The 20,806-nt window shown below is 59.3% G+C and carries 18 protein-coding genes; 11 read left to right on the top strand and 7 right to left on the bottom strand.

The window, feature by feature from the left end; all coding sequences use genetic code 11:
• Positions 1–3: 3 nt before the first annotated feature.
• The 7 genes from ACOZK9_RS05505 (at position 4) to ACOZK9_RS05475 (ending at position 9,503) form a co-directional block, all read left to right on the top strand.
• Positions 4–1,620: an inorganic phosphate transporter gene (locus ACOZK9_RS05505; protein ID WP_122251430.1), complete on the top strand. Its 1,617-nt coding sequence runs from the start codon at positions 4–6 to the stop codon at positions 1,618–1,620.
• A 1,013-nt stretch (positions 1,621–2,633) separates the two neighbouring features.
• Positions 2,634–3,998, top strand: a complete 1,365-nt coding sequence (locus ACOZK9_RS05500) for an aspartate aminotransferase family protein (RefSeq protein ID WP_058413728.1) — start codon at positions 2,634–2,636, stop codon at positions 3,996–3,998.
• 159 nt (positions 3,999–4,157) lie between these two features.
• Positions 4,158–5,252 (top strand): polyamine ABC transporter substrate-binding protein, encoded by a 1,095-nt coding sequence (locus ACOZK9_RS05495; protein WP_421555507.1) that lies wholly within the window; start codon positions 4,158–4,160, stop codon positions 5,250–5,252.
• Positions 5,253–5,400: 148 nt separating this feature from the next.
• Positions 5,401–6,495, top strand: a complete 1,095-nt coding sequence (locus tag ACOZK9_RS05490; protein ID WP_058413727.1) for a polyamine ABC transporter substrate-binding protein — start codon at positions 5,401–5,403, stop codon at positions 6,493–6,495.
• 67 nt (positions 6,496–6,562) lie between these two features.
• A complete protein-coding gene (locus ACOZK9_RS05485) occupies positions 6,563–7,705 on the top strand; it encodes an ABC transporter ATP-binding protein (RefSeq protein WP_058413726.1) in 1,143 nt (380 codons plus the stop codon).
• Positions 7,702–8,622, top strand: coding sequence for an ABC transporter permease subunit (locus tag ACOZK9_RS05480; RefSeq protein WP_099234888.1), 921 nt, complete (start codon positions 7,702–7,704; stop codon positions 8,620–8,622). The genes ACOZK9_RS05485 and ACOZK9_RS05480 overlap by 4 nt, the downstream gene beginning before the upstream one ends.
• Positions 8,619–9,503: an ABC transporter permease subunit gene (locus ACOZK9_RS05475; protein ID WP_058413724.1), complete on the top strand. Its 885-nt coding sequence runs from the start codon at positions 8,619–8,621 to the stop codon at positions 9,501–9,503. The genes ACOZK9_RS05480 and ACOZK9_RS05475 overlap by 4 nt, the downstream gene beginning before the upstream one ends.
• 140 nt (positions 9,504–9,643) lie before the next feature.
• Here the strand turns inward: ACOZK9_RS05475 and ACOZK9_RS05470 are convergent, their stop codons facing one another.
• On the bottom strand, positions 9,644–10,285 hold the full coding sequence (locus tag ACOZK9_RS05470; RefSeq protein ID WP_421555419.1) for an HD domain-containing protein: 642 nt from the start codon (positions 10,283–10,285) through the stop codon (positions 9,644–9,646).
• Positions 10,286–10,526: 241 nt separating this feature from the next.
• Between ACOZK9_RS05470 and ACOZK9_RS05465 the strand changes: the two genes are divergently transcribed.
• Positions 10,527–11,492, top strand: coding sequence for a GlxA family transcriptional regulator (locus ACOZK9_RS05465; protein ID WP_421555418.1), 966 nt, complete (start codon positions 10,527–10,529; stop codon positions 11,490–11,492).
• A gap of 6 nt (positions 11,493–11,498) precedes the next feature.
• Here ACOZK9_RS05465 and ACOZK9_RS05460 read toward each other — a convergent pair whose 3' ends face one another.
• Complete coding sequence (locus tag ACOZK9_RS05460) at positions 11,499–13,853, bottom strand: penicillin acylase family protein (protein ID WP_421555417.1); 2,355 nt, start codon at positions 13,851–13,853, stop codon at positions 11,499–11,501.
• A gap of 165 nt (positions 13,854–14,018) precedes the next feature.
• Between ACOZK9_RS05460 and ACOZK9_RS05455 the strand changes: the two genes are divergently transcribed.
• Positions 14,019–15,125, top strand: coding sequence for a GNAT family N-acetyltransferase (locus ACOZK9_RS05455; protein ID WP_421555416.1), 1,107 nt, complete (start codon positions 14,019–14,021; stop codon positions 15,123–15,125).
• The gene (locus ACOZK9_RS05450; protein WP_058413720.1) at positions 15,122–16,003 is read left to right on the top strand and encodes a hypothetical protein; all 882 of its coding nucleotides are present in this window, start codon (positions 15,122–15,124) and stop codon (positions 16,001–16,003) included. The genes ACOZK9_RS05455 and ACOZK9_RS05450 overlap by 4 nt, the downstream gene beginning before the upstream one ends.
• A 12-nt stretch (positions 16,004–16,015) precedes the next feature.
• Here the strand turns inward: ACOZK9_RS05450 and ACOZK9_RS05445 are convergent, their stop codons facing one another.
• The 5 genes from ACOZK9_RS05445 to ACOZK9_RS05425 all read right to left on the bottom strand — a co-directional run bounded on the left by ACOZK9_RS05445 (position 16,016) and on the right by ACOZK9_RS05425 (position 19,644).
• On the bottom strand, positions 16,016–16,426 hold the full coding sequence (locus ACOZK9_RS05445; protein WP_058413719.1) for a DMT family transporter: 411 nt from the start codon (positions 16,424–16,426) through the stop codon (positions 16,016–16,018).
• On the bottom strand, positions 16,426–16,782 hold the full coding sequence (locus ACOZK9_RS05440; RefSeq protein ID WP_058413718.1) for an EamA family transporter: 357 nt from the start codon (positions 16,780–16,782) through the stop codon (positions 16,426–16,428). Before ACOZK9_RS05440 ends, ACOZK9_RS05445 begins: the two co-directional genes overlap by 1 nt.
• Positions 16,783–16,960: 178 nt before the next feature.
• Positions 16,961–17,233, bottom strand: coding sequence for a colicin immunity domain-containing protein (locus ACOZK9_RS05435; protein ID WP_058413717.1), 273 nt, complete (start codon positions 17,231–17,233; stop codon positions 16,961–16,963).
• Positions 17,230–18,885: an S-type pyocin domain-containing protein gene (locus tag ACOZK9_RS05430; protein WP_152747127.1), complete on the bottom strand. Its 1,656-nt coding sequence runs from the start codon at positions 18,883–18,885 to the stop codon at positions 17,230–17,232. Before ACOZK9_RS05430 ends, ACOZK9_RS05435 begins: the two co-directional genes overlap by 4 nt.
• A gap of 177 nt (positions 18,886–19,062) precedes the next feature.
• Positions 19,063–19,644, bottom strand: coding sequence for a DUF6436 domain-containing protein (locus ACOZK9_RS05425; RefSeq protein WP_421555415.1), 582 nt, complete (start codon positions 19,642–19,644; stop codon positions 19,063–19,065).
• Between the two features lie 111 nt (positions 19,645–19,755).
• On the opposite strand from ACOZK9_RS05425, the gene bipL reads away from it, so the two are divergent.
• Entirely contained in the window at positions 19,756–20,697 is a 942-nt protein-coding gene (gene bipL, locus ACOZK9_RS05420) for a phospholipase BipL (protein ID WP_421555414.1), read from the top strand.
• The last annotated feature ends 109 nt before the right edge of the window (positions 20,698–20,806 follow it).

Here is a 20,806-nt window from a genome sequence, read left to right as displayed (position 1 = left end):
AGCATGGCCACCCCTTCCCTGACTGCCGCCAACACCGCGTCACAGACTGACCCCAAACCGCGACTGGACAAAAAACCCAGCCTGGTGACGGTGATCGTTTTCTTCGCCGTGCTTGCCATGGGCCTGTTGTTTACCGCCTACAGCCTGATGCACGACGTGCACGAAATGGGCGCTCAGGTCACCACGTGGACGCCGTTTCTGTTGCTCGGTGTGGCGCTGTTGATTGCGTTGGGCTTTGAGTTCGTCAACGGTTTCCACGACACCGCCAACGCGGTCGCGACGGTGATTTACACCAACTCGCTGCCGCCGCATTTTGCGGTGGTATGGTCGGGCTTTTTCAACTTCCTCGGGGTGCTGCTGTCCAGCGGCGCCGTGGCGTTCGGCATCATCGCCCTGCTGCCGGTCGAGCTGATTTTGCAGGTGGGTTCATCGGCCGGGTTCGCGATGATCTTCGCCCTGCTGATCGCCGCAATCCTGTGGAACCTCGGCACGTGGTGGCTGGGGTTACCGGCGTCGTCGTCGCACACGTTGATCGGCTCGATCATCGGCGTCGGCGTGGCCAATGCCTTGATGCACGGGCGTGATGGCACCAGCGGTGTGGACTGGGGCCAGGCGACCAAGATTGGTTACGCACTGCTGTTGTCGCCGCTGATCGGTTTCGTGTTTGCCGGCTTGCTGTTGCTGGCGCTGCGCGCGTTTGTAAAAAACCGCTCGCTGTACAAGGCGCCAAAGGGCGATACCCCGCCGCCTTGGTGGATTCGCGGCATGCTGATTGCCACCTGCACCGGCGTGTCGTTTGCGCACGGCTCCAACGATGGCCAGAAAGGCATGGGCCTGATCATGTTGATTCTGGTCGGCACCCTGCCGATGGCGTATGCGCTGAACCGCACCATGCCTGCCGAGCAATCATTGCAGTTTGCGGCGGTGGCCGAAGTGACTCAGGTGGCGCTGGTGAAAAGCGCGCCAAGCGTACTGCAGGGCGACCCGCGACCAATTCTTTCGACCTACGTGCGCACCAAGCTCCCCACCCCGGAACTGGTGCCGGCCCTCGCCGCCCTCGCCGGCAAAATCGGTGACGAGGTAAAAGGCTACGGCTCCCTGGCGAAAGTGCCTGCCGAGGCGGTAGGCAACGTGCGTAACGACATGTACCTGACCAGCGAAACGATCCGCCTGATGGACAAGGACAAGGTCGGCAACTTCGACGCCGACACGCAAGGCAAGCTGCAACTGTTCAAGCAGCAGATCGACAATGCCACGCGCTTCATTCCGCTGTGGGTGAAGATCGCCGTGGCCATCGCTTTGGGGCTGGGCACCATGGTCGGCTGGAAGCGCATCGTGGTGACGGTGGGCGAGAAGATCGGCAAAACCCACCTGACGTACGCCCAAGGCGCCTCGGCCGAGATGGTAGCGATGCTGACCATCGGCGCGGCGGATATGTATGGGTTGCCGGTGTCGACCACCCATGTGCTGTCGTCGGGTGTGGCCGGCACCATGGTCGCGAATGGCGCGGGGTTGCAGATGAAGACCATCCGCAACCTGCTGATGGCCTGGGTACTGACGTTGCCTGCGGCGATTGTGTTGTCGGGCAGCCTGTACTGGCTGTTCACAAAACTGTTCTGATTATGGGGCTTGGATTATCGGTGGCGGGTGCACCGCCATCGGGAGCAAGCCCCCATCCCACAGTTTGATGGGTTGTGTGTCAGTGACTGAACAGCCCAGCCATGGCTGTGCACCCTTCTAACTTCGGGCCAACTTTACCAACTGCTCAGCACATTGCTCAAAAATGTGGGAGGGGGCTTGCTCCCGATGGCGGTGTTTCAGTCAGCTTATTTGTGGCAGGTGCACCACTATCGGGAGCAAGCCCCCTCCCACAGTTTGATGGGTTGTGTGTCAGTGACTGAACAGCCCGGCCATGGCTGTGCACCCTCACAACTTCAAGCAAGCTTTACCGGCTGCTCAACACACTGTTCAAAAATATGGGAGGGGGCTTGTGGCAGGTGCACCACTATCGGGAGCAAGCCCCCTCCCACAGTTTGGTCGGTTGTGTGTCAGTGACTGAACAGCCCGGCCATGGCTGTGCACCCTCACAACTTCAAGCAAGCTTTACCGGCTGCTCAACACATTGCTCAAAAATGTGGGAGGGGGCTTGCTCCCGATGGCGGTGTTTCAGTCAGCTTATTTGTGGCAGGTGCACCACTATCGGGAGCAAGCCCCCTCCCACAGTTTGATGGGTTGTGTGTCAGTGACTGAACAGCCCGGCCATGGCTGTGCACCCTCACAACCTCAAGCAAGCTTTACCGGCTGCTCAGCACACTGCTCAAAAATGTGGGAGGGGGCTTGCTCCCGATTGCGGTGTTTCAGTCAGCTTATTTGTGGCAGGTGCACCATTATCGGGAGCAAGCCCCCTCCCACAGTTTGGTCGGTTGTGTGTCAGTGACTGAACCGCCCGGCCATAGCTGTGCACCCTCACAACTTCAAGCAAGCTTTACAGGCTGCTCAACACATTGCTCAAAAATGTGGGAGGGGGGGGGGGGGCCCCGGGGGGGGGGGGGGGGGGGGTTTTTTTTGGGGGGGGGGCGCGGGGGGGGGGGGGCCCCCCCCCCCCCCTTCACTGAACAGTTCAGGAGATTGGTATGTCCAGCAACAACCCGCAAACCCGTGAATGGCAAGCCTTGAGCAATGATCACCACTTGGCGCCGTTCAGCGATTTCAAGCAATTGAAAGAGAAGGGCCCACGGATTATCACCAAAGCCCGCGGTGTTTACCTGTGGGACAGCGAAGGCAACAAGATCCTCGATGGCATGGCTGGCCTGTGGTGCGTGGCGATCGGTTACGGTCGCGATGAACTGGCGGATGCCGCCGCCAAACAGATGAAAGAACTGCCGTATTACAACTTGTTCTTCCAGACCGCTCACCCGCCTGTGCTGGAATTGGCCAAGGTCATTTCCGAGATCGCACCGGCCGGCATGAACCACGTGTTCTTCACTGGTTCCGGCTCCGAAGGCAACGACACCATGTTGCGCATGGTCCGCCACTACTGGGCGATCAAAGGCCAACCGAACAAAAAAACCATCATCAGTCGCAAGAATGGCTACCACGGCTCCACCGTGGCCGGCGCCAGCCTGGGCGGCATGACCTATATGCACGAACAGGGTGACTTGCCGATCCCGGGCATCGTGCATATCGCGCAGCCGTACTGGTTCGGCGAAGGCGGCGACATGAGCGCCGAGGAATTCGGGGTGTGGGCGGCCAACCAGCTTGAAGAAAAGATTCTGCAGCTCGGCGTAGATAACGTTGCTGCGTTTATCGCCGAGCCAATCCAGGGCGCGGGTGGCGTGATTGTGCCGCCCGACAGCTACTGGCCGCGCATCCAGGAGATCCTCGCCAAGTACGACATCCTGTTTGTCGCCGACGAAGTCATTTGCGGTTTCGGCCGCACCGGCGAGTGGTTTGGCAGCGACTTCTATGACCTTGCGCCGCACATGATGACCATCGCCAAGGGCCTGACCTCGGGTTACATCCCGATGGGCGGCCTGATCGTGCACGACGATGTGGTTGCGGTGCTCAACGAAGGCGGTGATTTCAACCACGGCTTCACCTACTCCGGTCACCCGGTGGCGGCGGCGGTAGCGCTGGAAAACATCCGCATTATCCGCGATGAACACATCGTTAAGCGGGTTCACGACGAAACGGCACCTTATTTGCAGAAACGTCTGAGGGAGCTGGCTGATCACCCGTTGGTGGGTGAAGTACGCGGTGTGGGCATGCTCGGTGCGATTGAGCTGGTGCAGGACAAAGCCACGCGCAAGCGTTACGAAGGCCGTGGCGCAGGCATGATTTGCCGAACCTTCTGCTTCGAGAATGGCCTGATCATGCGCGCCGTGGGCGACACCATGATCATTTCGCCGCCGCTGGTGATCAGCAAGGCTGAAATTGACGAGTTGGTGAGCAAGGCTCGCCAGTGCCTGGACCTGACTTTGGCGGCATTGCAGGGCTAGGTGCTAGGCTCAGTGCGCAGCGGCTGAACCGCTTGAAAGCCAGCCCCTGAACTTGCCAGACTGTCGCCCGGTTGTATCGCCGTTGCGCGCGACGAAACCCAACAAAGCTTGTGGCCCAAAAAAGAAAAATCGGAGCATCACCAAATGAAGGCATTAGGTTTGAAGAACGCCGGCAAGACCCTCCTCGCCTTGTCCCTGATGGGCGCAATGGCGGGCGCGGCCCAGGCAGACGATAAAGTGCTGCACGTCTACAACTGGTCCGACTACATCGCACCGGACACCATCGCCAACTTTGAAAAAGAGTCAGGCATTAAAGTGGTGTATGACGTGTTCGACAGCAACGAAACCCTGGAAGCCAAGTTGCTGGCAGGCAAGTCCGGTTACGACATCGTCGTGCCGTCGAACAACTTCCTCGCCAAGCAGATCAAGGCCGGTGTTTACCAGGAGCTGGACACGTCCAAGCTGACCAACTACGACAACCTGAACAAAGCCCTGCTTAAAGCCGTGTCGGTCAGCGACCCGGACAACAAGCACGCCTTCCCGTACATGTGGGGCTCAATCGGCATCGGCTACAACCCGGAGAAGGTCAAGGCCGCGCTGGGCGTCGACAAGATCGACTCCTGGGGCGTGCTGTTCAAGCCGGAAAACATCGCCAAGCTGAAAAGCTGCGGCGTGAGCTTCCTCGATTCGCCAACCGAAATGTTGCCGATCGCGCTGCACTACCTGGGCCTGCCAACCGACAGCCAGAAGAAAGACGACCTCAAGCAAGCCGAAGCGCTGTTCCTGAAAATCCGCCCTTCGATCGGCTACTTCCACTCGTCCAAGTACATCTCGGACCTGGCCAACGGCAACATCTGCGTGGCCGTGGGCTACTCGGGTGACATCCAGCAGGCCAAATCCCGCGCGGCTGAAGCCGGTGGCAAGGTCAAGGTTGCCTACGACATTCCGAAAGAAGGCGCAGGCAGCTTCTACGACATGGTCGCCATCCCTAAAGATGCCGAAAACCTCGACGCCGCCTACAAGTTCATGAACTACCTGCTCGAGCCTAAAGTCATGGCTGCGATCACCAACAGCGTGCGCTTCCCGAACGGTAACGAGAAAGCCACCGCCTTGGTCGACAAAGACATCACCAGCGACCCGGGCATCTACCCGCCAGCCGATGTACAAGCCAAGCTCTACGCGATTGCTGACTTGCCGGCTGCGACCCAGCGTGAAATGACACGCAGCTGGACCAAAATCAAATCGGGCAAATAAGCCTTTGTACCTGTGGGAGCGTCTAACCGGCGCTCCCACACATTAAATGACATAACGCTTTGCCGGATCGGTTTATCGAGGGTAAGTTGCGCGCCGGTTTTGTTGCCGGGCAACAACTTCAGGCCCAACTATTTAAGAGGACCTCCACGTGCCAATTTCTTTATTTCGCAACGCCGTGCTGGTGGCTGCAGGTATCACGCTGGCTGCCAGCGTGCAGGCTGCACCGACCGTGCATATTTATAACTGGTCGGACTACATCGGCCCCGACACCCTGGCCAACTTCGAAAAGGCCAGCGGCATCAAGCCGGTGTATGACGTGTTTGATTCCAACGAAACCCTGGAAGGCAAGTTGCTCGCCGGTCGCACCGGTTACGACGTGGTGGTGCCGTCCAATCACTTCCTCGGCAAACAGATCAAGGCCGGGGCATTCCAGAAGCTCGACAAGTCACTGCTGACGCACTACGCCAACCTCGACCCGGCGCTGCTCAAACGTCTGGAAAACAACGACCCGGGTAACCAGTACGCCGTGCCTTACCTGTGGGGCACCAATGGCATTGGTTACAACGTCGATAAGGTGAAGGAAGTGCTCGGCGTCGACCACATTGATTCCTGGGCGATCCTGTTTGAGCCGGAAAACATGAAGAAGCTGGCGACCTGCGGCGTCTCGTTCATGGACTCGGCGGATGAAATGCTGCCGGCGGTGCTCAACTACATGGGCCTTGATCCCAACAGCACCAACCCGGCCGATTACAAAAAGGCCGAAGAAAAACTGCTGAAAGTACGGCCCTACGTGACCTACTTCCATTCGTCCAAATACATCTCGGACCTGGCCAACGGCAACATTTGCGTGGCAGCCGGGTTCTCCGGCGATGTGTTCCAGGCCAAGGCGCGTGCCGACGAGGCAGGTAAGGGCGTAAATATCGCCTACGCAATTCCGAAAGAAGGCGGCAACCTGTGGTTTGACGTTCTGGCGATTCCCAAGGACGCGACCAATGTCAAAGAGGCCCACGCCTTTATCAACTATCTGCTGCAACCTGAGGTGATCGCCCAGGTCAGTGACTACGTCGGTTACGCCAACCCTAACCCCGGCGCAGACAAGCTGATGAAGCAATCGATACGCACCGACGCAGCGGTTTACCCACCGCAGGCGGTTCTCGATCGCACGTTCGTCAACGTCGAGCTGCCGCCCAAAGTGCAGCGCTTAATGACCCGTAGCTGGACCAAAGTAAAAACGGGCAAGTAAGGCTCACATTATCCAGGGTTCGCCCGCCTCGGGCGAACCGCACTCTTTTTTGTTGGGAGTTTCGTAAATGGCAGTTGCCTCCGGCGCCTATAAGAAAGCCCTCGAGGGCGACCAGACACCGAAAAAGGTGCTGGTCAAAATCGACCGGGTCACGAAGAAGTTCGACGAGACGATTGCCGTGGACGATGTGTCCCTGGAAATCAAAAAAGGCGAAATTTTCGCCTTGCTCGGCGGCTCTGGTTCGGGCAAATCCACTTTGCTGCGCATGCTTGCAGGCTTCGAGCGCCCAACCGAAGGTCGCATCTACCTCGACGGTGTGGACATCACCGACATGCCGCCCTACGAGCGGCCGATCAACATGATGTTCCAGTCCTACGCCTTGTTCCCGCACATGACCGTGGCGCAGAACATCGCGTTTGGCCTGCAACAGGACAAGATCCCCAAGGCCGAGGTCGAGGCGCGTGTGGCCGAGATGCTCAAGCTGGTGCAGATGAGCCAGTACGCCAAGCGCAAGCCGCACCAGTTGTCCGGTGGCCAGCGCCAGCGTGTGGCGCTGGCGCGTTCGTTGGCCAAACGCCCGAAACTGCTGCTGCTCGATGAGCCAATGGGCGCCCTCGACAAAAAGCTGCGCTCGCAAATGCAGCTGGAATTGGTGGAGATTATCGAGCGCGTCGGCGTGACCTGCGTGATGGTGACCCACGACCAGGAAGAGGCCATGACCATGGCCGAGCGCATCGCGATCATGCACCTGGGCTGGATCGCGCAGATCGGCAGCCCTATCGACATTTACGAAACGCCTACCAGCCGCTTGGTGTGCGAGTTCATCGGCAACGTGAACATCTTCGACACCCAAGTAGTGGATGACGCTGAAGGCCACGCCGTACTCAAGTGCGCGGACCTCGACCGTGACATCTACGTGGGTTACGGCATCGCCACCTCGGTGGAAGACAAATCGGTGACCTACGCCATCCGCCCGGAAAAATTGCTGGTCACCACGCAAATGCCGACCGGCGAACACAACTGGTCCAGCGGCAAGGTGCACGACATCGCCTACCTCGGCGGGCACTCGGTGTTCTACGTGGAACTGCCGAGCGGCAAACTGGTGCAGTCCTTCGTCGCCAACGCCGAACGCCGTGGCCAACGGCCTACCTGGGGTGACCAGGTGTACGTGTGGTGGGAAGACGACAGCGGCGTGGTATTGCGCTCATGAACATGAAAAAACTCAAGCGGCGCTTGCACCGCATCGTGCCCAGTGGAAAGCAGGTGGTCATCGGGATTCCGTTCCTGTGGCTGTTCCTGTTTTTTGCACTGCCGTTTTTCATCGTACTGAAAATCAGCTTTGCCGAAGCCGACGTGGCGATCCCGCCGTACACCGAGATCTACACCTACGTTGAGCAAAAGCTGCAGGTGGTGTTGAACCTGGCGAACTACAGCTTGCTGGCGGGCGACGAGCTGTACATCGCCGCCTACCTCGGTTCGCTGAAAATGGCGTTTTTCAGCACGCTGCTGTGCCTGCTGATCGGCTACCCGATGGCCTACGCAATTGCCACCGCGCGCAAAGAGATGCAGACCGTGCTGGTGCTGCTGATCATGATGCCGACCTGGACCGCGATCCTGATCCGCGTGTATGCGTGGATGGGCATCCTCAGCAACAACGGTTTGCTCAACGGCTTCCTGATGTCGATCGGCTTGATCAACGAACCGCTGCAGATTCTCAACACCAACATCGCGGTGTACATCGGCGTGGTGTATTCGTACCTGCCGTTTATGATCCTGCCGCTCTACGCCAACCTGGTGAAGCATGACCAGAGCCTGCTGGAAGCCGCGTCGGACCTCGGTTCCAGCACCTTCAACAGCTTCTGGAAAATCACCGTGCCGCTGTCCAAGAACGGCATCATTGCCGGCTGCATGCTGGTGTTTATCCCGGTGGTCGGCGAGTTCGTGATCCCGGAACTGCTCGGCGGCCCGGAAACCCTGATGATCGGTAAAGTGTTGTGGCAAGAGTTCTTCAACAACCGTGACTGGCCGGTGGCCTCTGCGTTGGCGGTGGTGATGCTGGCGATCCTGATCGTGCCAATCATTCTGTTCAACCGCAGCCAAGCCAAAGAGTTGGAGGGCAAGATATGAAGCGCTTCAGTTTTTCAAGCTTCATGCTGGTGGCGGGGTTGTTGTTTATCTACCTGCCGATGCTGATTCTGGTGATCTACTCGTTCAACGAATCCAAACTGGTGACGGTGTGGGGCGGTTGGTCGATCAAGTGGTACGTGGGCCTGCTGGACAACACTCAGTTGATGGGCTCGGTGGCGCGCTCGCTGGAAATCGCCTGCTACACGGCGGTGGCGGCGGTGGCGCTGGGTACGTTGGCGGCCTTTGTGCTCACGCGCATCAGCCAGTTCAAGGGCCGCACGCTGTTCGGTGGCCTGGTGACGGCGCCGTTGGTGATGCCGGAAGTGATCACCGGCCTGTCGTTGTTGCTGCTGTTTGTGGCCATGGCGCAGATGATCGGCTGGCCGCAGGAGCGTGGCATTGTCACCATCTGGATCGCCCACACCACGTTCTGTGCGGCGTACGTGGCGGTGGTGGTGTCGGCGCGCTTGCGTGAGCTGGACCTGTCGATTGAGGAGGCGGCGATGGACTTGGGCGCGCGGCCGTGGAAGGTGTTCTTTTTGATCACCATCCCGATGATCGCGCCGTCGTTGGCGGCGGGCGGCATGATGTCGTTCGCACTGTCGCTGGATGACCTGGTACTGGCCAGTTTTGTGTCTGGCCCGGGTTCGACTACCTTGCCGATGGAGGTGTTTTCGGCGGTGCGTCTTGGGGTTAAACCCGAGATCAACGCGGTGGCCAGCTTGATCCTGTTGGCGGTGTCGTTGGTGACTTTCCTGGTGTGGTTCTTCAGCCGTCGTGCTGAAGAACACCGCAAGAAAGCCATCCAGCAAGCGATTGAAGAAGCGGCGGCGGAGGGCTGGAAACAGCCGGACAAGCGCCGGGCGCCCGCACCGGTCTAATCAGGCCCTCCTGAAGAAGCCGGATCAAAATGTGGGAGCGGGCTTGCTCGCGAATGCGTAGTGTCAGTCACCAGATGTACTGACTGATACACCGCTTTCGCGAGCAAGCCCGCTCCCACATTTGTCGCATTTCAAGTTGATTATGCAGCCCATGGCGATGTGCGAATCACCTCGACAAAGTTCATCGGCTTGAACCCCGGCTCCTGATCCAACAGCACATCGGTCTTCACGTTGCCAAACGTGGTTTGCGGACGATAGCGTAAGCCGTCGGCAAACGCGCAGATGATGCATTCCTTGAACCCTTCACCGCGTGGGTGCGCATGCACCACGGCCTCGCGCTGCACGCTGGTAAACGCCGCATAGTCGATGCCCAGCACGTCCATCTCGACACCGGCGGTCACCAGCGCCACGGTTGGGCGCAGGTGCTGCGGCACACCCGGCGTGGTGTGCAAGGCAATGGCCAGCCATACCTGCTCGATGTCGTCATCACTCAGCCCGTAAGGTTTGAGGAACGCCGCCGCCGCGTTGGCGCCGTCCACTTCGAATCGCTGGTTGTTACTGCGATGGCCTTCGATCAGGCCGAGGTCATGGAACATCGCGCCGACGTAGAGCAACTCCGGGTTGTAAGCCAACTGCTGGCGTTCACCGCTCAAGGCGCCGAACAGGAATACGCGGCGGGAGTGGTGGTAGAGCAAGTCGGTCTCGACGTCGCGGATGTATTCGGTGGTGGCCTTGGCCAAAGCGCTGTCGGGGATCTGGATGCCGGCGATGGTGGTAGTCATGGGCGTGCTCCTCTGGAAAGCATCCAGTCTGGTCGCCCGCCCGCGACGCGGCCATCGCTACGAGGGTGCGAACCCGGCCAATGTGCTGCCACATCGTGCCAAGGCTGTACTCGGTCAAATGTGCGAGCTGGCTTGCCTGCGCCAGCATCACCTCGGTATACCTGATGGACCGAGTCGCTTGCATCGCAGGCAAGCCAGCCCCACAGGGTTTTGCGTTCCCCCCGGACATAAAGGTCTACCCATGCAAAAAACCGTTGGCATCCTGATCTTTCCCGGCGTGCAGGCGCTGGACGTTACCGGGCCTATGGATGTGTTTTGCGAGGCCAACCGCTTTTTGCCGCCGCAGGACCATTACCAGTTGGAAGTGATTGGCCTCGGCCACGGCAGCATGGCGGCTTCCAACGGTTTGTCGCTGCAAGCCCATCGGCATTACAGCGAGGCCCTGCACGCCTATGACCTGCTGCTGGTGGCTGGCGGCCCGCAGTTGCCCTTCGAAGATTTCGGCGCGGTGTTTGATGCCTGGCTGCGCGGCGCAACCGCACGGGCGCAGCGCTTCGGTTCGATCTGCAACGGCGCGTTCATGCTGGCCCGCGCCGGGTTGCTGGAGGGTAAAACCGTCACCACGCATTGGAACGATGCGGCTGCGCTGGCGCGCGTGTGCCCTGCGGCTCAGGTCGACGCCGACCGCCTCTACGTGCAGGACGGCAACCTCTATACCTCGGCCGGGGTCACGGCGGGTATCGACCTGTCGCTGTACCTGGTGGCGCAGGACCATGGCCCGGAAGTGGCGTTGAGCGTGGCCAAGCGCTTGGTGGTGTTCACCCAGCGTGCGGGCGGGCAGTCGCAGTTCAGCCCGTTTCTTGCGCCCCACGCCGACACCACCTCGGCGGTGGCGCGGGTGCAGTTGTACGTGTTGGCCAACCTGACCGGCGATTTGAGCATTGCCGACCTGGCCAAGGCCGCGAATATGAGCGCGCGTAATTTTTCCCGGGTGTTTGCCCGTGAGGCACGCATCACCCCGGCGGAATTTGTCGAGCGGGCGCGGGTGGACGCGGCGCGGGTGATGCTCGAAAGCAGCCCCGCACCGCTGAAAACCGTGGCCTATCAATGCGGGTTTCGCGACGCCCAGCACATGCGCAGCGTGTTCAACCGCCGGCTCGGCGTGACGCCGCAACAGTTCCGGCTCAACTTCGCGGCCCCGGTGTAGCGCCAGCTATCGGGCAGGCAACAGCTTCAGCGTGCCGCGCGTGTTGGCGGTGACCTCTTCATCGGTGATGTGCGCTTGTTCGTAGCCGCCTTCGATATAGGTTTGCGCTTGGTCGCCGTAGTGCGAATCAAACGGCACGCCGCTTTGGCCCACCGGGTTGATGGTCAGGGCGTGGGCCGGGTCGGCGAAGTCGATCAGGCGGCGCGTTGATGGGCCGTAAGTCACCGGCCAGGGCGCCGGGCCAATGGTGGCCGACTGGTTGTTTGGCACTTCGTGTGTGCCGGGAGCGGGGAACGGGCCGACGTTGAAGATGAGGTCGAGCGGCTTTTGCATGCCCAACGGGTGGCCGTGAGTCAGTGTGTGCGCCTTGCCCCATTGCCACTGAGTCGGGTCGCTGCCGAAGGTGCCAGTCAGATGCGCAACGCTGCTGTCCCACGCGCGCTTCACGGTGTCGGCGCGCGCGCCGCCCCACCATGGCGAGTCCGGCGAGGCAGCCAGGCGAGGCAACGCAGCGTCGATCAGGCGACTGCTGAGCAGGGTCTTGAACATGCCATCACCGAGTTTGGGGTGGAAGGTCGCATCGGCGAGGTTAAACAAGAACTGGTTGAACAACGTGGCGCTGGTCGAGTTCAGTGGGTAGTCGCCTTTCCAGGCGGCCAATTGTTCCACCCACTGCAACTGCGCCGGGTCCTTGACCACCTCGCGCAGCACCGGCAACAGCGGTGCCAGCAAGCGCGGGCCATAGGCAGTGGTGGTGCCCAGTTGCACCGCCTGGCTGTTGTTCACGTCCCACTTCACACGCCTGTCGCTCAACTGCGTATTCAACTGCTGGCCACGGTCGGCGAGGTTGTAATAACCGGGTATTTCCATGCCGGTGGGCGAGACCGGCTGGGCGTTGGCCGACACCACATAACCCCGCGCCGGGTTTTCTTCCTGCGGGTTGGCGCTGAATGGGTAGAAGCCCAGCTTGTCGGCCTGCGCGGTGCTGCCGTCAAGGATGAAACCGGGGTTGACCCCAGCCGGCCGGATCGGCAACTGCGCCGCCGCCCACCAGCCGATGTCGCCCTTGGCATTTGCCCACACGATATTCAGGCCAGGCGCCGAGACCTTGGCCGCCGCCGCCCGTGCTTTGGCCAGGGTGTCGGCACGGTTGAGCTGGTAAAACCCTTCGAGGATCGGGTTTTCGGTGTCGAGAAACGCCCACCACATCGCGATCGGCGTGTTGCCCGCGTTCTCGCCGAGCACGTCGTTGATGATCGGGCCGTGGGGCGAGCTGCGCAGGGTCAGTGTCACCGGCGCCTGACCTTTGACGGCAATTTGCTGCTCGCTGCTGGTCATGTCGACCCATTGGTCGTGGTACCTGACCTGATTGGGATTGTCCGGGTTGACCTTTTCAGCGATCAGGTCGAGGTCATCGTTCTGGAACATGGTCAGGCTCCAGCCGAAATCCAGGTTGTGCCCCAGGAACGCGACCGGCACCAGTGCGTTGTGATAGCCGTAGAGTTCAAAGCCCGGCGCCGATAGCTGGGCCTCGTACCACACCGACGGCACCGAAAAACGGATATGCGGGTCGCCCGCCAACAACGGTTTGCCGCTCTTGGTACGGCTGCCGCTGATTGCCCACGCATTGCTGCCCTCGAACTGCGGCAAGCCGTTGTCGGCCAGCGCCTGTTCGCTCAAGGACGCGAGGGCACCGAGGGTTTTCCAGTCGTTGGCCGCCAGGTTCAGCGCACCTTTGGCTTGCCAGTCGAGGTCGAAGACTTTCAGGTAGTCGCTGCCCAGCTGGTCGCGCATGTAAGTCAGCAGCGGTTCGCTACGAAACGCGGCGGCAAAGCTGTAGGCCATGTACCCGGCGACGCTGATGGTGTCCTCGGCGGTAAATGGCCGCTTGGTGATGCCCAATGCGTCGAACTCTATCGGGCTGGCGTGGCTGTCCTGATATTGGTTGATGCCGTCCAGGTAGGCTTGTAATGCCTTCCATGCGTTCGAATCGTGGTCGATGTGTTCGACGTAACTCAAGGCGCGCTCACGAATGCGCAGGCTGCGAAACAACTTGTCGGTCTGCAGCACCTTCGGCCCCAGCACTTCGGCCAGCTCGCCACGCGCCAGGCGGCGCATGATTTCCATCTGGAACAGCCGGTCCTGGGCTTGCACATAGCCTAGGGCGCGATACAGGTCGGCCTCGTTCTCGGCGCGGATGTGCGGCACGCCACGCTCGTCGTAGCGCACCGTGACCGAGCCTTGCAGGTTAGCCAGTTTAACCGTGCCCTGGCGGGTGGGTTGCTTGCTGTAGATATACCCGCCGGCGCAGGCGATGAGGACTGCAATCAGGATTGCGAACACGGTCAGGCTGCGTTTCATGGACGGTCCTTGAGTCAATCACCTTGGAGGTCGGCTGAGTCTAATGGGTTTGGTGGGTGCTGAGGAGCCGCTAAGCGCGCGATGCGTCTCGCCGACAGCCGAGGTTCAAGTGGGCTGCACCCCGAAGAGGCTATTATCGCGCCGGTCATCTTTGAGCTTTTTGCCATGACTTGCGCCCTGCAACCTATGCCAGACCCCAGCCCGCCCGAGGCTGCCTACGCGTGCTGCCTGGAATCACACTCGCTGATCGCAAACTTTTTGCAGCATCCGCCGCTAGGCTTTGACGCGCGGCTGTCCGAGCAGGGCCTGCCGTATTTTTTCACGCCGTTTGACCTGTTGACCACCGCCGACGACGCGTTGGTAAAGCGCGTTCGCGGCTGGCCGGGGTATCGGTTTTGGCATGCATGGCTGCGTGTCGATACCTGCTTTGTGGGCACCACGGTCAGTGAATACTCACCGTTCCCTGAAGGTGTGCCGCCGCAGACGCTCGCGCAGTGGCTGCACGATGAGTGCGCCCCGCAGCGCAAACTCACCGTGATCAAAGACCTGCCGTGCAACTCGCCGCTGCTCAGCGACGCCGACAACCGCTATGCGCAAGCCTTGACCGATGAGTGCAGCCGGCGCGGTTTCATCAGCGTGCAAGGCCAGGCGCTGGCGTATGTGCCGATCAACTTCGGCAGCATCGACGAATACCTGGCGCGCTTGTCCCACAGCCGTCGCCGCAATATCCGACGCAAACTGCGCAGCCGTGAGGCGTTGCGCGTGGAAGTGTTAAACACCGGCGATGCGCGCTTTAACGATGACGAGTGGTTGGCGCAGTTGTATGCGCTATACAAGGCGGTGTACGACCAGAGCGAGATCCATTTTGACCTGCTGACGGCTGAGTTTTTCAGCGCCTTGCTCAGAGACGCCGGCAGCAACGGGCGCGTGTTCTGCTATTGGCACTGCGACCAATTGATCGGCTACAACCTGTGTTACGTCGAGGGCGGCAAGTTGCTCGATAAGTACATCGGCCTGAATTACCCGCTGGCGCTGGAATTCAACCTGTACGTGGTCAGTTGGTTTGTGAACCTTGAGTACGCGCTGGCCAAAGGGCTGAGTTTTTATGTGGCGGGCTGGACCGACCCACAGGTCAAGGCCAGCCTCGGCGCCGACTTTACCTTTACCCGCCATCTGGTCTGGGTGCGCAACCCGTTGTTGCGCAAGCTGGGCAAGCGTTTGCGTCACCACTTTGAAAGCGATACCCAATGGCACCAGGAGCAATCCGCATGAGCCAGGCGCTAACGCCGCTGATTCTGGATTTTGATGGCGCCGTCAGTGACATCCCCGGCGCGCTCACCTTGCCGTTGCAGGCCTGGCAGGAAAAGATCCGCTTCGGCTGCCGTTGGGCGCAATTCAAGCAGTTGGAGACCGCGCTGCACGCGCAAATGCCCCGCGACCATGGCTGTGTGTTTACCGGCAGCGGCGATTATCACCACCTTAGCCAACTGTTGTTGAACCGCCTGCCCACGCAGCAGAAATTCCAACTGATTATTTGCGACAACCACCCCGACAACATGCGCTACCCGTTTGGTATCCACTGCGGCTCGTGGGTCTACTGGGCCAGCCGATTGCCGCAGGTGGAACACGTGCATGTGCTGGGCATCGGCTCGCAGGATATTGGTCTGGGCCACGCGTGGGAAAATCACTGGTCGCCGCTGCTCAAGCGCAAGCTCACCTATTGGAACATCAACGTCGACACGCGCTGGATGAACTGGGTCGGCGCCGGTCGCAGCAATCGCGCCTTCAGCCATGCGGATGAGCTGATGGGCGCGTTTTTGGCGCAGTTTGATCGTTCGCTGCCGGTTTACCTGTCCATCGATAAAGACGTGCTGAGCCCGCAGGTGGTGAACACCAACTGGGACCAGGGTGAGTTCCTGGAGCAGCATTTGACCGACCTGATCAGCGCCTGCGAGGGCAAGATCATCGGCGCGGACATCACCGGCGATGTATCCGAATACCACTATCAAAGCGCGTTCAAGCGTTGGCTGAGTGCGAGTGACGGCCAAGTCGCGTTGCCGCCAGACCAAGTGCTGATTTGGCAGCGGCAACAGAATGCGCTGAACACGCGGCTGGTCAGCCAGATCCATCAAGGCTGGGCCGCCGGGTAGGCGGCCTGCCGTTTACGAGGCCGAGGTTTCCAGCGCCGTCTCGGCCGTCTTGTCCTGCGGGGTTTCCTGGCGCGCCAGGCAAAGAATGCCCGCCACGATCAGCAGGCCGCCGATGACTTTAGGCAGGGTGAGGGTGTCGTTGAACAGCCAGACAGACACCAGCGTCACGCTGATCAGCTCCAGGTAGGAGGCCGCAAACGCCGGGCCGATGGGCGCGTGCTTCATCAGCGTCATCCAGGTGAAAAAGGCGCCGATATAGCCGACAAACGCGCCGTAGATCCACGGATGGCCGAATACGCGGACCAGCCACGCTACATCCATCGTCAACGGCTCGGCATGTATCGAGGCGTATTTGAAGCTGACCTGCGCCAGGGTGTCGAAAAAAATCAGTGATAAAAAGCCGAGGATATAAAAGCGTTTCATTATTCGAACCCTACGACGATGGTGCCCAAGGCGATCAGCAAGATGCCGATCAACCGCCATTTGGTCAGGCTTTCCTTGAACCACAGGCGGCCGGCAATCATGATCACCACGATGTTGAATGACCCCAGCATCACGGCCACCGACAACGGCACCAGTGACAGAAAGGCCAGCCACAACACGAACTCGAACACGTAGAGGCCGATGCCGATCCAGAACCAGGCGCGCACTAGCATGTGGCGCCAGTGGGCCATGCCGGAGAACTCGGCGCTGTTGGTGGCGGCGGCCTTGAAGGCGAGTTGGCCGGACGTATCAACGATGACGTTGAGTATCCAGAGGATGAAGGTTAATTGGCTCATGTGTTCCTGTCGTTGGCTTACAATCGCGCTGAAAGCCTACGATACCGCAGCCTGCCGACCGGGTGACTGGAGTTTGCCGGTCGAACAGCCTGCGTTCAGTTTGGCGAGTAAGCCCCTCGCATGAAATCATCCGCGTCGATTGTTGAATCAATAAATATTTCCATTTAGTTAAAGTCGTTCAGTCCAGGTTAAATTTCCGTAGGGTGGACTGTACCTCTAATTTCAAATGCTTTTCGTCCAGTTCGCTTTCTCTACGGTTAGCATCAGGATTAAAAGAATCTGCAAGTACAAAAATGCTGGATGCACACTCTGAGATGTTTGTCTCGTCGTGTTTTAGCCTGTCTGTGTCGCGCTCATTGCTCCACTGAGCGATGTAGGTATCAGCGAAAGCTTCTGCAGAGACGACGCTATTGGAAAATCTGCGCGCTAAATTAATCAGGTCCATGCTCATTGTAATACTCCGTTGTTTAGATAGTTCTTGAATTGTGGTGTGTTTGGATCAAGTTTCCATCCGGATACAAATTTGCCATCAGCACCAATAATTACCATATTATTAGTTTTCGAATTAAAAAATACGGTGGACCCTTTTTCTCGCTGATACGTCCCTTTGGGAAGCGTGCTGGCGTCAGCAAGGTGTGCCTCGATTGCACTCTTGAATTTAGTTAAAGTTTCTGTGTTTTTTTGGTTTTCATCTATGCCGAAACTTGAGGCATGTTTGAATTTTCGATCCAATTGTCTACGTGTGAACTTGCCCGAATCCAGCGGCTCACTGAACACCGCGTAGATGGGAGGCAGGCCCGACTCCTTAGGGAATACATAAATGGCATCGCGAAGATCCTGCGGGTAAAACGCGGGTAGTGCCTCAGCAGTTACCTCGATCGGTGTTAACGTTACACCCTCATGCACAGGCACATCCACCATGTGGCTTGGCGTTGTGGTCGAGCTGTTCCCGGGTGTCGTGACAGGAAACACCAGCGTGCGAGGGGGCGTATCGGCTGAGGTGAAGGTATAGGCATTGAGTGCCGTGTCCAGTGTCAGAGCTCTAACCGGCACCTTTGCTGAAACGCTATCGCCTGCAGAGGTTGCGATCACGGAATACTGATAATGGTCTCCGTAAATACGATACGGCATATCCACAGTCCCGCCGGCGGCCGCTATCTCTGGCAAGTTGCTCGGCAATTGCGGCGTCAACGCCGCCACGGGAGTGCTCATTGTGGTTGAAAAACGGTCGCTGTTGCCCAGTGTCGGCGAATACACCAGCAAGCCGATGCCTACTCCGGTTGCCCGGTCCAGTACGGTCGCTGCAAGCCCTTTCAACGCCTGGATCGCGGCTTGAATGGCTGCATCCAATGTGAAGGTAGAGCTTGCGGTCAGTGCAATTGAACCCGCTGCGGCATTCAATTGTGCGCCTCCCGGCCGCGCGGAAACCCTGAAAGTGTTAGCCGCACGGATGGCGTTTGCCTGCGCCAAGGCTCGAGCTTGCTCGGCTGCTTCAGCGGCCCAGGCCTGTTCGACCTGGGCCTTCAGCCACGCCAACTGCTGGGTCAGATACGCAATCTCCTCATTGAGGAGTTTTGCAGCGTAGGCGGCGTATAAGGATTTTTGCCAGTTTTGAAAGTTTTTATCTGGGTCTGAAAAGATCATGCTATCGGAAATAGCTCTTCTCATGAACTCACTAACGCGTTTGCTGAAAAAGTGGGTGCGATAATAGCTGTTCGCAACCATTATTTGTGTGGTGATTTTCGATGATTTGTCGGCGAGTAGGGTTTCTCTGATTGAGATTTCCTGAACTAAAGCTCCGACAGGTGTTGAGGCAGTATTCCCCTTCTTCCCGCGGATGGCAGAAAGGCTGTCTTCCATGGATGTGGCCAATGCGCCGAGTTTTTGTGAGTAGAGGACCTCCTGGTTTCTTACTGCATTACTGACGAGTGGCGGGAATTTTTCAAGAATGTAGTTGCGGGTTGCGGAGCCGATTCTGCGAGCATCTCGGCTACCTGCGAAATCTTCATAGCCGCCGCCATTGTTTGGGCCGAAAGTTTGCTCCCGGTAAGCAGTTATTACTGTCTCTCCAAGGAAGACTGTATTTCCAGATTTATACGGCATTAAAAATGCTCCATGATAATTGGCGCCAACACGAGCCGTTCCATGCTTGTGTAGTTGAAGTTCATTGTTCAGACTTTAAAAGTTGAGCATCTGAACTTTAGTGCAGCCAGGCCGGCCATGCATTGAGTAAGTGTGAGAGGGCGTGTCTGTGCACGAATTGACGGCTGATATGGAAACTTACGGCGCAGAGGGTGCTTGCCAGTCGCAATAACAACCGACCGCCAACGTATGCGTTGCGTCGACTTCGCGCCCAGCCGCCAGGGCTTTCAGGATGGGCTCGATAAAGCTGTTGCTTGAATTGCACGTCAGCCCTTCACTGTACGGCCCGAAATACGCGAGCTTGCCGGTGCGATCCCAAATGCCCACAGCTGGCGTGGCCGGCATCTGCTCGGCGCCGGGCAGGGCGCGGAGGGGTTTCATCTTGCGCAGGTTGTCGGGCAACTGGCCGTGGCCGCCGGCTTTTTGCAGGGCATAGAACTCGACGCCTTGGGGCGCGTAGTGCTCGATCAACTCGCCCAAATGCTGTTGGTTGCCGACGTTGCACGGGCAGCTTGGGTCCCAGAAGTGCACCAGGCGGATCGGGCCTGGGCCTGCGAGGTCGGCGGGCAGGCGCAGGGCGTCGCCTGCGAATACGGCGGTGTGTTCGCTGAATGCGCGCAAGTAGCGGCCCTGAAACCAGTCGTAGGCTGCCCACAGCACGCCGGTGCAGATAACCAGGAGCAGGCCGGCAAACAAGGCGGAGCGGTAGGGCTGTCGCATTCAGATCAATCCTCGAAGGTCGCGTAGCTTGCCATGCTTGCCCTGACAGATGAATATCGCAGCTCGATATTCATCTTCACCGTGCTTTGCGCCTCAAGTCTGGAAGCTTTTATGCCCGTTACCTTTGACCCCGATCATCTGCGCGAAAGTTTGCAGCCCCTTGTGGAGGCGCAACCGCTTTCTGTAGAGGCGCGGGTGTATCAGCGTTTTTATGGCTTGGACCTGCCTGCGCGCGCAGTGCCTGCGGTGAGCCGGCTGGGGCGCTTTGAGGTGGATGGCTTCGACGTGGTGGCGCAGGTCTGGTGGCCGCCGCTGCCGGTGGCGACGCTGTTCATGTTTCACGGGTTCTACGACCATATGGGCTTGTACCGCAGCGTGGTCGACTGGGCGCTGGACCAGCACTTTGTCGTGATTGCCTGCGACCTGCCGGGCCATGGGTTGTCGAGTGGCGCGCGGGCCAGCATTGATGATTTTTCGGTGTATCAGGACGTGGTGCAGGCGCTGTTTGCCGAGGCCAAGGCGCTGCAATTGCCGCAACCCTGGCACTTGTTCGGGCAAAGCACCGGCGGCGCGGTGGTGGTCGACCATTTACTCAATCACGGCGCCGACAGCCCGGCGCAGGGCAAGACTTTTCTGTTGTCACCGTTGGTGCGGCCGCGTGCGTGGGGGTGGTCGCAGGTCAGCTATTACCTGCTGCGGCCGTTCGTCAAAGGCATCGCCCGGCGGTTCAGCGAGAACACCAATGACCCGCAATTCAAACCCTTCCTTGAAGCCGACCCGTTGCAGCCACGCCAACTGCCCACCGCCTGGGTAGGTGCCCTGGCGCGCTGGATCAAACGCATCGAAGCCGCACCGCGCAGCCCACGACGGCCGGTGATTGTGCAGGGCGAGGAAGACATGACGGTGGACTGGCAACACAACCTGCAGGTGTTGCGCAGCAAGTTCGATCAGCCTGAGGTGTTGATGCTGCCGCGCGGCAGGCATCACTTGGCGAATGAGATTCCCGAGATTCGTGAGGCGTACTTCCGATATTTATCGGACCGCCTGAAGTAACTGTGGGAGCGGGCTTGCTCGCGATGGCAGCACCTCGGTGTACCTGATGGTCCGAGGTGCCTGCATCGCGAGCGAGCCCGCTCCCACAGTTGGTCGCTATGCCTCGGGC

The sequence above is a fragment of the Pseudomonas kitaguniensis genome, assembly GCF_049199985.1.
Lineage (GTDB): Bacteria > Pseudomonadota > Gammaproteobacteria > Pseudomonadales > Pseudomonadaceae > Aquipseudomonas > Aquipseudomonas kitaguniensis.
This window is presented reverse-complemented; position numbering and strand designations above follow the sequence as displayed.

Bases quoted from the DNA above. Each gene is read 5' to 3' on its own strand.
- ACOZK9_RS05505 (WP_122251430.1), top strand. From the start codon at position 4: ATGGCCACCCCTTCCCTGACTGCCGCCAACACCGCGTCACAGACTGAC.
- ACOZK9_RS05500 (WP_058413728.1), top strand. From the start codon at position 2,634: ATGTCCAGCAACAACCCGCAAACCCGTGAATGGCAAGCCTTGAGCAAT.
- ACOZK9_RS05485 (WP_058413726.1), top strand. From the start codon at position 6,563: ATGGCAGTTGCCTCCGGCGCCTATAAGAAAGCCCTCGAGGGCGACCAG.
- ACOZK9_RS05480 (WP_099234888.1), top strand. From the start codon at position 7,702: ATGAACATGAAAAAACTCAAGCGGCGCTTGCACCGCATCGTGCCCAGT.
- ACOZK9_RS05475 (WP_058413724.1), top strand. From the start codon at position 8,619: ATGAAGCGCTTCAGTTTTTCAAGCTTCATGCTGGTGGCGGGGTTGTTG.
- ACOZK9_RS05470 (WP_421555419.1), bottom strand. From the start codon at position 10,285: ATGACTACCACCATCGCCGGCATCCAGATCCCCGACAGCGCTTTGGCC.
- ACOZK9_RS05465 (WP_421555418.1), top strand. From the start codon at position 10,527: ATGCAAAAAACCGTTGGCATCCTGATCTTTCCCGGCGTGCAGGCGCTG.
- ACOZK9_RS05460 (WP_421555417.1), bottom strand. From the start codon at position 13,853: ATGAAACGCAGCCTGACCGTGTTCGCAATCCTGATTGCAGTCCTCATC.
- ACOZK9_RS05455 (WP_421555416.1), top strand. From the start codon at position 14,019: ATGACTTGCGCCCTGCAACCTATGCCAGACCCCAGCCCGCCCGAGGCT.
- ACOZK9_RS05450 (WP_058413720.1), top strand. From the start codon at position 15,122: ATGAGCCAGGCGCTAACGCCGCTGATTCTGGATTTTGATGGCGCCGTC.
- ACOZK9_RS05445 (WP_058413719.1), bottom strand. From the start codon at position 16,426: ATGAAACGCTTTTATATCCTCGGCTTTTTATCACTGATTTTTTTCGAC.
- ACOZK9_RS05440 (WP_058413718.1), bottom strand. From the start codon at position 16,782: ATGAGCCAATTAACCTTCATCCTCTGGATACTCAACGTCATCGTTGAT.
- ACOZK9_RS05435 (WP_058413717.1), bottom strand. From the start codon at position 17,233: ATGAGCATGGACCTGATTAATTTAGCGCGCAGATTTTCCAATAGCGTC.
- ACOZK9_RS05430 (WP_152747127.1), bottom strand. From the start codon at position 18,885: ATGCCGTATAAATCTGGAAATACAGTCTTCCTTGGAGAGACAGTAATA.
- ACOZK9_RS05425 (WP_421555415.1), bottom strand. From the start codon at position 19,644: ATGCGACAGCCCTACCGCTCCGCCTTGTTTGCCGGCCTGCTCCTGGTT.
- bipL (WP_421555414.1), top strand. From the start codon at position 19,756: ATGCCCGTTACCTTTGACCCCGATCATCTGCGCGAAAGTTTGCAGCCC.